Annotated in this window: 9 protein-coding genes; 3 read left to right on the top strand and 6 right to left on the bottom strand. The window is 41.3% G+C overall.

From position 1 onward, the window contains the following. Positions 1–7: 7 nt before the first annotated feature. The 5 genes from GQR39_RS04105 to xylB all read right to left on the bottom strand — a co-directional run bounded on the left by GQR39_RS04105 (position 8) and on the right by xylB (position 6,376). Entirely contained in the window at positions 8–403 is a 396-nt protein-coding gene (locus tag GQR39_RS04105; RefSeq protein ID WP_165734864.1) for a hypothetical protein, read from the bottom strand. Between the two features lie 107 nt (positions 404–510). Next, the gene (tkt, locus tag GQR39_RS04100; protein WP_165734863.1) at positions 511–2,532 is read right to left on the bottom strand and encodes a transketolase; all 2,022 of its coding nucleotides are present in this window, start codon (positions 2,530–2,532) and stop codon (positions 511–513) included. Between the two features lie 58 nt (positions 2,533–2,590). Continuing rightward, positions 2,591–3,532, bottom strand: coding sequence for a transaldolase (gene tal / locus GQR39_RS04095; RefSeq protein ID WP_346774489.1), 942 nt, complete (start codon positions 3,530–3,532; stop codon positions 2,591–2,593). 36 nt (positions 3,533–3,568) lie between these two features. Then, the gene (gene xylA / locus GQR39_RS04090; RefSeq protein WP_165734861.1) at positions 3,569–4,888 is read right to left on the bottom strand and encodes a xylose isomerase; all 1,320 of its coding nucleotides are present in this window, start codon (positions 4,886–4,888) and stop codon (positions 3,569–3,571) included. Positions 4,889–4,918: 30 nt separating this feature from the next. Next, a complete protein-coding gene (gene xylB / locus GQR39_RS04085) occupies positions 4,919–6,376 on the bottom strand; it encodes a xylulokinase (RefSeq protein ID WP_165734860.1) in 1,458 nt (485 codons plus the stop codon). Between the two features lie 162 nt (positions 6,377–6,538). On the opposite strand from xylB, the gene GQR39_RS04080 reads away from it, so the two are divergent. Beyond that, positions 6,539–7,495, top strand: coding sequence for a Gfo/Idh/MocA family oxidoreductase (locus GQR39_RS04080; protein WP_165734859.1), 957 nt, complete (start codon positions 6,539–6,541; stop codon positions 7,493–7,495). 83 nt (positions 7,496–7,578) lie between these two features. Here the strand turns inward: GQR39_RS04080 and GQR39_RS04075 are convergent, their stop codons facing one another. Beyond that, positions 7,579–9,189 (bottom strand): glycoside hydrolase family 43 protein, encoded by a 1,611-nt coding sequence (locus GQR39_RS04075; RefSeq protein ID WP_165734858.1) that lies wholly within the window; start codon positions 9,187–9,189, stop codon positions 7,579–7,581. A gap of 211 nt (positions 9,190–9,400) precedes the next feature. On the opposite strand from GQR39_RS04075, the gene GQR39_RS04070 reads away from it, so the two are divergent. Together GQR39_RS04070 and GQR39_RS04065 are read left to right on the top strand one after the other, a co-directional pair. After that, a complete protein-coding gene (locus GQR39_RS04070) occupies positions 9,401–10,441 on the top strand; it encodes a LacI family DNA-binding transcriptional regulator (protein WP_101163905.1) in 1,041 nt (346 codons plus the stop codon). Positions 10,442–10,494: 53 nt separating this feature from the next. Beyond that, positions 10,495–11,904, top strand: coding sequence for a sugar porter family MFS transporter (locus GQR39_RS04065; RefSeq protein ID WP_346774488.1), 1,410 nt, complete (start codon positions 10,495–10,497; stop codon positions 11,902–11,904). Positions 11,905–12,098: the final 194 nt, after the last annotated feature.

Raw genomic sequence — 12,098 nt, 5'->3', positions numbered from 1 at the left:
TACTCTTTTAATTGTTCGTTCTAGCTTTTTTAATTTCTTCTTTTACGATTGGGTACAGATCGTATGTTGGATAAAACTCAGTGCTGTAAGCTTTCCAACCATAACGTTCAATCGATAAGTTTACTTTTGGTAACAGCGCTGCCGGAAAGCGCAAGGTAACTACTTGCCCTATACCCATCATTACTTTCCAAGATTCTACTGTAGCGCCCTCTGGTGGGAAGTGTTTGTAAAAGTTAGCGTTGTTTAGTATTTCTTTTATCTCAGAGAGGTTTTTTGATTGGTCGTGTTTTAAAAAAATCGTTAGCATTAGTTCATCATTTTGCTTGTCATTTTGCTTGTCATTTGCCCATGCGTTAAAACTAGTACCTGCACTAAAAAGCATAATTAATAGTAAATATTTCATAGTTCACCTTTGTTAGTTAATTATAAAAATGCGCCGAGCTTTGAAAGGCTTAGCGCATTAATTGGATAAAGTTTGGATTATTTAGCGCATTACGCGTACTAAATATATTAAGTGTTGGCTTTAATTAACGCCTGTGCGGTGCTCACTACATTTTTGGTGGTAAAGCCAAAATGCTCTAATAACACGTTACCTGGCGCCGACTCACCAAAAGTGCTCATACCAATTACTTTGCCTTGTAAGCCTACATATTTAAGCCAGTAGTCTTGGTGTGATGTTTCAATTGCAATACGGTTTGCTACCGAGTTTGGCAATACACTTTGCTTGTAATCGTCTGATTGTAGATCAAACAATGTGGTGCTTGGCATTGATACCACACGCACTGCAACACCTTGTGCTGTCAGCTCTTTTGCGGCTTGCATTGCTAAATCAACTTCAGAACCCGTTGCAATTAAAATAAGCTCAGGCACTTTATTGCTATCGCTAAGAATATAGCCGCCTTTTTCTATGTCGCTAATTTGCTGAGCGGTACGTGGCTGGTGGTTGAGCCCTTGGCGACTAAAAATAAGCGCAGTAGGTTGCTGCTGATTTTGTATCGCGTTTTTCCACGAAACGGCAGTTTCTACTGCGTCACATGGGCGCCATGTGACTAGGTTTGGCGTCATACGTAAGTTGGCTAGTTGCTCAATAGGTTGGTGAGTTGGACCGTCTTCACCTTGACCAATAGAGTCGTGGGTATACACAAATATATTTTGAATACCCATAAGTGCCGACATTCTTACTGCGTTACGGGCGTATTCCATAAACATTAAAAACGTAGCACCGTAATTAATAAAACCACTGTGCAGTGATATGCCATTCATAATGCCGCTCATACCAAACTCGCGCACGCCATAAAACAGGTAATTACCGCTGGCGTCATCTGCGCTTATGCCTTTAGAGCCAGACCACAGCGTTAAGTTAGAACCGGCTAAATCGGCAGAGCCACCCAGTAACTCTGGTAAATGCGGGGCAAAGGCTTCAATAGTGTTTTGCGAGGCTTTTCGGCTGGCAATATTGGCAGCGTCTTTATCGCACTGTGTAATGTAGTCGTTTGCAATAGCTTCAAAACTTTCAGGCAGGGTGCGTTTAATTACGCGGCGTTCAAATTCTTTGGCAAGCTCTGGGTGGCTTTTGGTGTAGTCGCTAAACAGTTGTTGCCATTGTTTTTGTTTTTTATCACCGCTTTGTTTAGCGTCCCAATGGGTGTAAATATCATCACTGATACTAAATGCTTCATTTGGGAGGTTTAAAAATTTGCGCGCCGCAGTTATTTCGTCATTACCTAATGGCGAGCCATGGCAGTCGTGCGAGCCTGATTTATTTGGCGAGCCAAAACCAATCACGGTTTTACAACAAAGTAGAGTAGGTTTATCGCTCACTTGTTTTGCTTGTGCAATGGCGCTGGCAATTTGTTCTGGGTCGTGACCGTCAATATCTTTTATTACATGCCAGCCGTAAGCATCAAAGCGTTTAGCGGTGTCGTCGGTAAACCAGCCCTCAACGTGTCCGTCGATAGATATGCCGTTATCGTCCCAAAAAGCAATAAGTTTACCCAGGCCTAATGTGCCTGCAAGCGAACATGCTTCGTGCGATATACCTTCCATTAAACAGCCATCGCCCATAAAACAGTAAGTGTAATGATCAACAATATCAAAACTCTCTTTGTTAAATTGTGCTGCTAGGGCTTTTTCGGCAATGGCCATGCCTACGGCATTTGATAAACCTGCGCCAAGCGGACCTGTTGTTGTTTCAACACCTGGGGTGTAACCGTATTCAGGGTGACCTGGGGTTTTTGAATGCATTTGTCTAAATTGTTTAAGCTCGCTTAGTGGTAGTTCGTACCCGCTTAAATGCAATAAAGAATAAATAAGCATAGATCCGTGACCGTTACTAAGTACAAAGCGGTCTCGGTTTGGCCAATTTGGATCGGTTGGATTGTGGTTTAAAAAATCGTTCCACAGTACTTCGGCTATATCGGCCATACCCATAGGTGCGCCCGGATGCCCTGAGTTTGCTTGCTGTACCGCATCCATACTGAGTGCACGAATGGCATTAGCAAAAGGCGCACGAGAAGAAGAAAGTTGAGTCATGTATTACCTCAAATAAAATTAAAAAAGCCCGCACGTTATGTAGCAGGCTTGAGGGAAATTAGTTTAGTAAGTCTTCAACCAATTTAGCCAAAATACGCTGATCTTTGGCAAAGTTACGAATACCTTCACCGAGCTTTTCGCTGGCCATTGGATCTTCGTTGTGCTGCCATAAAAATTGCTCGTGGGTGAGTGGAGTTATGTCGCTTTGCGGTGCTTTGTCAATATTTGCAGCGTCAAGCTTAGTAACCAGAGTACCTTCTTGGCTTTGTAAATCATTGAGTAATGATGGCGAGATAGTCAGTAAATCGCAGCCAGCAAGTTCGATTATTTCCTGAATGTTTCTAAAGCTTGCGCCCATTACCACGGTTTTATAATCGTACTTTTTATAGTACTGATAAATACCTGTAACCGACTGCACACCAGGATCTTCGCTTGGGGTGTATTCTTTGTTTTCAGACGCTTTGTACCAATCAAGAATACGCCCAACAAACGGAGATATAAGCGTTACGTTAGCTTGTGCGCATGCAATGGCTTGAGCCATCGAAAAAAGCAGGGTTAAGTTACACTTAATACCTTCTTTTTCTAACTGTTCGGCGGCTTTAATGCCTTCCCATGTTGAAGCAAGTTTAATAAGTACGCGGTCTTTTGAAATACCCGTTTGCTCGTAAAGCGAAATAAGCTTACGCCCTTTGGCAATACTTGCTTGGGTATCAAACGATAAACGCGCATCTACTTCGCTTGATATACGCCCAGGTATTACCTTTAGTATTTCACAGCCAAAGTTAACAATAAGTTGGTCGCAAATAGCGTCAACGTCGTTGCCAGCTTTGCTTATAGCATCACTAATTAAATGTTTATACTGAGGTAATTTTGCAGCTTGTAAAATTAACGAAGGATTGGTTGTTGCATCAACCGGTTGTAGAGCTTTGATTGACTCTACATCGCCACTGTCGGCAACGACCGTGGTTACTTTTTTGAGTTGTTCTAACAAGTTCATAATGATGTACGCCTCGGCTTTAAAACCGAGGCGATGTCCTTATACGTAGCGGTTAACAATATTCTCAAGCAGTTCTTGGCGACCAGAAACTTGCTTAGGATCGATGTTGTTCTCGTGTACTAAGGCTGAAAGGCTCTCAAGTGATTGCTCACCATTTAGAATGCTTTGACCTAGGTCTTCTTTCCAGCCTGCGTAACGTTTTTCAACAAAGTCAGACAGCTCGCCACCTTCAATCATTGCTGCTGCATTGAGTAACGCTTTAGCCATCGTATCCATACCGCCAATGTGACCGATGAATAAGTCATCGCGTTCACACGATTGACGACGGAGTTTAGTGTCAAAGTTAAAGCCGCCCGTTGTAAAGCCACCCATTTTTAAAATTTCGTAAACAACAAGTGTGCACTCAGCTACATCGTTAGGAAATTGGTCTGTATCCCAACCGTTTTGCATGTCGCCGCGGTTAGCATCAATACTACCCATAATGCCTTCTGCGCAAGCAACTGCAATTTCGTGATGGAAACTATGACCCGCAAGTGTTGCGTGGTTTGCTTCAATGTTTACTTTAATTTCGTCTTGTAAGCCGTGCTTATACAAAAAGCCTGCAACTGTTGCTGTATCGTAATCGTACTGGTGCTTAGTCGGCTCTTGTGGTTTTGGCTCAATTAATAATGTACCTTTAAAACCAATTTTTTTCTTGTGCTCTACAACCATTTTTAAAAAGCGTGCGTACTGTTCGCTTTCTTGCGCAAGGTCTGTATTTAGTAGTGTGTCGTAACCTTCACGACCACCCCACAGTACGTAGTTTTCGCCGCCTAAACGATGCGTAATTTCCATTGCATGTTTAACTTGTGCTGCTGCATATGCATACGTATTAGGGTTAGGGTTTGTTGCACCACCGGCACAAAAACGCTGATTTGAGAATAAGTTAGCAGTACCCCACAGTAGTTTTACACCTGTGCGCTGCATTTCTTTTTCGATAATGTTTGCTATGTGCGTTACGTTATTGTGGCTTTCTTGTAGTGTTTTGCCTTCAGGTGCAATATCAACATCATGAAAACAAAAGTAAGGAACGCCTAATTTTTCATAAAATTCAAAGGCTACTTTTACTTTTTGTTCAGCAAGTTCTAATTGATTGCCTACAGGTTGGATCCAAGGACGGTCAAACGTACCTTCACCAAAAATATCAAACCCTGTAGAACAAAAGTTATGCCAGTAACAAGCTGCAAAACGAAGGTGCTCTTTCATTGTTTTGCCAAGCACTACTTGGTTTTCGTCGTAGTAACGAAATGCAAATGGGTTTTTAGAGTTTTCACCCTCAAATTTAATTTTTTCAACGTTTGTAAAAAATTGCTCGCTCATATTGTGCTCCATTAATTTTATAATAGTGTATTAAAAGTATGTTTTTACACTTTGATAAAGTGCTTTGTATGTTGTGTATTGCTGTGCGTAAAAGTCTTGCATGATTGGGTCTGGCTCAATAGTTTGCGTTACTTTGCGGTTAACACACACTTGTTGTGCAGAGAGTTGTGTTACTGCTATTCGGGCAAGCCTTGCAGCGCCAAATGCGGGACCAACTTCTGAGCCTTCTCGGTAAATTAGGGGGCGGTTAAGTACGCTTGCGATGATTTTTCCCCACAGTGGGCTTTTAGCGCCACCACCAATAACGGTTACATCGTCAATTTGTGCGCCGGCATCAAGCAGTACTTGCTGGCCATCGGCAAAGGCAAAAGCAACGCCCTCGAGTACTGCGCGGCCAAGGGCTGCTGCATCGGTATCACTGTCTAAACCAAAAAACACGCCTTTGGCATCGGGGTTATTATGCGGCGTACGTTCGCCAGTTAAATAAGGCAAAAATATCACTGAGCTTGGTTTGCTAAAGTCGCATTTACTTACTTGTTCAAGCAATGCACCTTCGTTTTCAAAACCAGTTAATTTAGTGACCCAGGTTAAACAGCTTGCTGCGCTTAACACCACTGACATTTGGTGCCAGGTGTTTTCAATGCAATGACAAAAAGTATGTACAGCACCTTCTGGGTTAGGCAGGTATTTTTCGTTGGCAACAAAGTAAACGCCCGAAGTACCTAATGATAAAAACGCTTGTTTTGGCTTTACTACGCCTACACCGGCAGCGCCTGCGGCATTATCGCCACCGCCTGCAACAACAGGTACTTGCTCCATTCCCCATTTAGCAGCAACTTGGGCTGTTAGTTTGCCTGTAATTTGTGTGCCTTCAAAAAGAGTAGGCATGTGTTGCTCTTTTAAGTCGCAAGCACTAAGCATTTTTTGCGACCATGCTCTTTTTTCTACGTCTAGCCATAATGTGCCTGCAGAGTCAGACATATCTGATGCAAAATCGCCGGTCGTTAAAAAGCGTAGGTAGTCTTTTGGTAATAATACTTTGGCTACTTTTGCAAAATTTTCTGGCTCAAACTCTTTTAACCACACCAATTTAGGTGCAGTAAAACCAGGCATTGCAATGTTGCCGGTAATATTACGAGAATTTGGTTCGCGTTTTTCAAGCTCTACACATTGTGCAGCACTACGCCCGTCGTTCCATAAAATGGCTGGGCGAATAATATTATTGTTTTTATCAAGCAGCGTAGCGCCATGCATTTGCCCAGAAAGGCCCACAGCCTTTACCGATTTTAGTAATGCAGGGTGAGTATTTTTAAGATCCTCGATTGCACTACATGTAGCAAGCCACCAGTCTGTAGGGTTTTGCTCAGAAAAAAGTGGTGCAGGGCGTGAAACGCTTAAAGATCCACTTGCTTGAGCAAGCAATTGGTCTTTCTCGTCTAAAATAATTACTTTTACACCTGAAGTGCCTAAATCGATACCAAGGAACATAAATGTGATACTTAATGTTGTTTTAGTGTTAGCGCTAACATTAATGATTTGATATTGTTAAGTCAAGCTAGTTTTAAACTATGTTTAACAATTAATTTGCAAGTTTATTGCTTGGTTGTTGGAGTTCACTTAAATTTCTTTTTAAGATCATAAGGAAACACTATGAAAAAAATAAACTGGGGTATTATTGGTTGTGGCCGAATTGCTGCACAATTTTGTGAAGACTTAGCACATACCAATAATGGTGTTGCGTACGCGGTTGCAGCAAGAAGAGGGGAAGATGCAAGCGCCTTTGCGAGCAAGTATGGCGCGGCAAATGCCTACGAAGGGTATCAAGCATTATTTGACGATAAAAACGTTGATGTAGTTTACATTGCGACCCCGCATAACTTTCACTTTAAAAATGCCAGCGATGCTATTAAAGCAGGCAAACATGTATTGTGCGAAAAGCCTATTACGGTCTCGGCTGAAGAGTGTAAGCAGTTGTCTTTACTGGCTAAAAAGCACGACGTATTTTTAATGGAAGCCATGTGGACGTACTTTTTGCCTGCAATACAAAAAGCAAAAAAATGGGTAGAGCAAGGGCGAATTGGCACTATTAAACATGTTAAAGCTGACTTTGGCTATCCTGTGCCTTTTAACCCCGACGGGCGCGAATACAACCCAGATTTAGCAGGCGGTTGTTTACTTGATATGGGGATTTATCCGCTTGCCATTGCCAATTACTTTTTAAATAACGACCTTGAAAACTTATACGTAAGAGCAAATATTCGCTACAAAGGCGTGGAAGACGATGTACTTATTACTGCTAATTGTGGCGATGTAATGGTGAGCTTAGCAACGTCATTTCAATGCCGGTTAGGGAATGGTGCGTATATTATTGGTGACAAAGGCTATATAAAAATACCCGATGCATTTAGAGCTTATGAGTGCTCTTTGTATGAGCTTGATGATTTAATTGAGCGTTTTGAAGATGGCAGGCAGTCACAAGGTTACAGTTTTGAAGCGCAAGAAGTAGGGCGCTTACTGAGCGAAAATAAACGAGAGAGTGACATTATGAGCCACTCTCAAAGTGTACTTTTACAATCGCAAATGGAGCGTATTAAAGCCCTGTTTTAATAGAACTTTAAAAGAGCTTTTAAAAGCTTTTAAATGGTTTTATATCAGCTCTAAATCAACTAATAGACTTAACTGGCGGCGACTTATTCGCCGCTAGGTTCGTCATAATTAAAAAATGAATAGTGAGCTTCTTTATTTTGTCCCGATAAGTCTTGGCAGGCCATACCAACAAAAGCACCGGTAAAACACGGGCGATACCCTTGTGGTGATTGCTGCACGTAATCATCAGATAAAATACTGCCATCGAGCACTGGACCAAACTTTATCCAGCAGTTTTTTTCGGTGGCGTAGTAAAACTGCAGCTGAGCGCCATTAAAATCAGCTTTTAAGTAAACAGGTTTGTTTGTTTTAAGCAAAAGCGGTGCAACAGGCGTGCTTGTTTGGTATTTATCGCAGCTTATTATATTTAAATAACGTGGTGTGGTTTCATCGCCTACATCGCCGCCGCTTATATGCAAATAGTAGTAATGGGCGGTGTTGTAATAGCATACTAGCCCCGCCATTTGCTGAAAACTGCTCGGCGCAAAATCAACGCATGTGCTGCTAACAGTATGATGAGCTTGTACACGCCTGGCAATAAAACTTTGCTGATGCAATGAGCTTAAAGACTCTTTTCCCACTAGGGTGAGCGATGCTTTTTGAGTATTTTTATAGACCCAATTTTTGCACATAGGTATACGCAATGACTGAAAATCAATAGTCAGATCATCGTTACTAAAATCAATATGTGTTGTGGGTTGCGGCTGTGGATTTGGCGTTAAGCCCTCAACGGGTACGTGTATTCTCGGGGCTTTATTTGTGTGTTTTGCATAAGGCCAGCCATCGTCTTTCCAGATTATTTGCTCAATCCCTGTTTCACGCCCTGTAATGCAGCGGCCACGCTCAGATAGTGGTCTTGATGTTAAAAATACCGTGTACCAATCACCGGTTTGTGTTTGAAAAAAATCTCCATGGCCACATTTTTGTAGCGCATTACTCGGCTCGTGGGCTGCTGTAATAACGGGGTTGTACGGGTGTACTTGGTAAGGGCCAAATACGTTTTTAGAGCGCGCAATACTAATGCAGTGTTCATACCCTGTGCCACCTTCAGCGGTAATTAAATAGTAGTATTCGCCGCGTTTTAAAATATGCGGGCCTTCAGTGCAACCAAGCTCTGTGCCTGCAAATATAGGTTTAACATCGCCTATTAACTTACTGGTTTTTAGGCAAAGCTCTTGCATTACTATGCCACCAAAGAGTGTGTTGTTGCGGTGATCAACCAGCATGTTTAGCAAATAACTTTTACCGTCATCATCGTGAAAAATAGACGGATCAAAACCGCTAGAGTTTAAGTAAGTCGCTTGTGACCAGTTGCCGGTAATATCAGTGGTTGATACAAAATAATTTGGCGTGTCTTTCCATGGGCCATCAAAGCTTTTTACATTGGTATACACCAAATAAAAACGCCCATTGTTGTAGCTAAGTTGCGGTGCCCATACACCGCAAGAGTCGGGCACTCCTCGCATATCAAGTTGCTCTACGGTATTAAGCGCTTGACCTATAACTCGCCAATTAACTAAATCGGTAGAGTGGTGAATTTGCACACCGCCAAACCATTCAAAAGTTGAGGTGGCTATGTAGTAGTCGTTATTAACTCTGACAATGTTTGGGTCTGGGTTAAAGCCTCTTAGAATTGGGTTTTGCAGCATGCTCATAATATAGGCCTTTTTAAGTTTTTTATATTATTGGGTGTGAATACTATAAATTTGTTGTTAGCGCTAACATTTTCGGTGTAGTATAAGACTTTGTCAATAAGTAATCATTTAAAACGCGCTGTAAACAATATCAAGCTTTACAATTATGTATAATGAAAATTAAGAAAGTTAATTATAACAATCCACTGATTGTGAGTAGGTAATAACAGTAATGGCCGATCCTAAAAGAGCAAGAATACAAGATGTAGCCGAGCAGGCTGGTGTATCAATGATGACAGTTTCGCGCGTGCTCAACCAAGACAAAAAAGTAAGCGACAAAACCCGCGAAAAAGTAATGGCGGTTGTTGAGCAGTTAAATTACAGACCAAATGTGTCGGCTAGGCGCCTTGCTAGCACTAAGTCATTCTTTTTAGGACTTTTGTACGATAACCCAAGTGACTCTTACATAAGCCAGTTTTTATTGGCTGCGCTTAAAAAATGCCGCGCATTGGGCTACCACCTTGTTGTTGACGAAGCGCATAGCGATATTGACAAAACAATTGAATCGGTAAAGCAACTTATTGATGTTACACAGGTTGATGGCATGATTTTACTGCCTCCTATGTGCGACAACGAACAGGTTTTAGATGTGCTTACTAAAGCACAAGTACCATTTGTAAGAATAACGCCAGATACAAAATTAAATCGATCCCCTTATATATGCATGGACGATTACCAAGCAGCGTTTGATGTTACAGAGCATTTAATAAATCAAGGGCATAGCAAAATTGCACATATTATTGGCGACACTAAACAAGGTGTTAGCCGTTTGCGTTACCAAGGTTATTTAGATGCACTGCGCTCTAATAAAATAATAACGCCACCTGAGTATATAGAGCAGGGCAGTTTTACTTATCAATCGGGCATGGAAGCGGCAATAAAATTACTTTCACTTGATGATAAGCCTACAGCTATTTTTGCAGCTAACGATGACATGGCAGCCGCTGTAATCTCAATAGCTCAAAAACAAGGTATTAATATTCCAAGCGAACTGTCGGTTGTTGGCTTTGATGACACGCAACTTGCAACCATAGTGTGGCCAAATATTTCTACGGTAAAACAGCCCATTAATGAAATGGCTGAGCTTGCCATTACTTTACTTGCATCGGGTCAGTATAACGATTTAAGCAATGTAAAAAGCTTAGACTTAAGACATATTTTAGATTTTGAATTAATAGAAAGAGAATCAAGCTCAACCAATAAAAACAACTAAATAAGCACACCCTTTTGAGCTTCAAAATCTATATAAAATAACAACAACACACAATATGGATACTTATGAACGAGAAAGAAAATGTACTTTTAATAGTACTGGTTTGCTTTGTTGCGACCATTGGCGGTTTTTTATTTGGGTTTGACAGCGGCGTAATTAACGGCACTGTTGATGGACTCCAAACGGCATTTGGCTCCAGTAGTGCAGGTACGGGGTTTAACGTATCGAGTATGCTAATTGGTTGTGCCATTGGTGCGTTTGGCGCAGGCCGATTAGCTGATAAATTTGGACGACGTCCAATTTTACTTTTTGCCGCTGCCTTATTTATTATAAGTGCTTGGGGCTCGGGTGTGTCAGTCACATCGTTTGAATTTGTGATTTATCGCATTTTAGGTGGCTTAGCGGTAGGGGCTGCATCGGTTATGACCCCCGCATATATTAGCGAAATTGCCCCCGCACGATACAGAGGCACGCTCTCTACACTGCAACAAGTGGCTATTATTTTTGGTTTGTTTAGCGCATTTGTGAGTAACTACTTTTTAGCAAATACGGCTGGCGGTTCTACGGCTATATTTTGGCTCGACTTTGAAACATGGCGTTGGATGTTTTGGGTTGAATTATTACCTGCATGCTTGTTTTTAATCGCTTTATTTTTTATCCCCGAAAGCCCTCGATACTTAATTATGGCTGGTAAAAAAGAGGCCGCCGCGCGTGTTTTATCGTCATTATATGGCGATGAAACTGCCGCTCTTAAATTAAATGAAATAGCAGAGTCTCTTGCTGGCGATAAACACCAACCTAAATTATCTGATCTTATTGATAAACCTAAAAAACGTTTACGCCCCATTGTTTGGATAGGAATTGGCCTAGCTACATTTCAACAATTAGTAGGCATTAACGTTGTTTTTTACTACGGCGCGGTACTTTGGCAAGCAGCTGGTTTTACTGAATCTGACGCGTTACTTATTAATATAATAAGCGGCTTTGTAAGTATTTTAGCGGTGTTTATTACCATGTATTTTATAGACAAAATTGGCAGAAAACCTTTTTTGTTAACCGGCTCAATTGGTATGACGGTGACACTTTCGGTTATTGTTTATGCCTTTTTAAATGCAGATATTGGCTCAACAGGCAACTTAGAATTAGGAGAGCAGGGCATAGTTGCTTTAATAGCCGCTAATGCGTATGTGTTCTTTTTTAACTTATCGTGGGGCCCTGTAATGTGGGTTATGTTAGGCGAAATGTTCCCTAACCAAATTCGCGGTTCAGGCCTTGCAGTGACCGGCTTTGCCCAGTGGATAGCTAACTTTTTAATTACCTGGTCGTTCCCTGTTATGCTCACCGGTATAGGTTTAGCAGGTGCGTATGGTTTTTACGCATTTTGCGCGTTTGTTTCAGTCATATTTGTATTTAAGTTTTTACACGAAACCAAAGGCAAAGAGCTTGAACAAATGAAAGGGTAAATATTATTCCTTTAATAAGCGCCAAAACTAAAGCAATAGAACTAAAATAATAGAACTAAAGCAATAGTTTTGGCGTTGTTAGACTGCTTCACTCGTTAAGCTTTCTTTTTACTAAACCCAAACACTTTATAAACTCGCAGCAACTATCTCATTTCTCAATAGTTAAATTATTAATGCATTTAAGTAAAGTGTAA

The organism is Pseudoalteromonas sp. C8 (genome assembly GCF_011378685.1).
In the GTDB taxonomy this organism is placed as follows: Bacteria; Pseudomonadota; Gammaproteobacteria; order Enterobacterales; family Alteromonadaceae; genus Pseudoalteromonas; species Pseudoalteromonas arctica.
Note: the sequence above shows the minus strand (reverse complement) of the source record. Positions and strands in the feature narration are given on the sequence as shown.

Excerpts from the sequence above, each read along its gene's own strand:
- xylA (WP_165734861.1), bottom strand. The coding sequence starts at position 4,888 with ATGAGCGAGCAATTTTTTACAAACGTTGAAAAAATTAAATTTGAGGGT.
- tkt (WP_165734863.1), bottom strand. The coding sequence starts at position 2,532 with ATGACTCAACTTTCTTCTTCTCGTGCGCCTTTTGCTAATGCCATTCGT.
- GQR39_RS04075 (WP_165734858.1), bottom strand. The coding sequence starts at position 9,189 with ATGAGCATGCTGCAAAACCCAATTCTAAGAGGCTTTAACCCAGACCCA.
- xylB (WP_165734860.1), bottom strand. The coding sequence starts at position 6,376 with ATGTTCCTTGGTATCGATTTAGGCACTTCAGGTGTAAAAGTAATTATT.
- GQR39_RS04080 (WP_165734859.1), top strand. The coding sequence starts at position 6,539 with ATGAAAAAAATAAACTGGGGTATTATTGGTTGTGGCCGAATTGCTGCA.
- GQR39_RS04105 (WP_165734864.1), bottom strand. The coding sequence starts at position 403 with ATGAAATATTTACTATTAATTATGCTTTTTAGTGCAGGTACTAGTTTT.
- GQR39_RS04070 (WP_101163905.1), top strand. The coding sequence starts at position 9,401 with ATGGCCGATCCTAAAAGAGCAAGAATACAAGATGTAGCCGAGCAGGCT.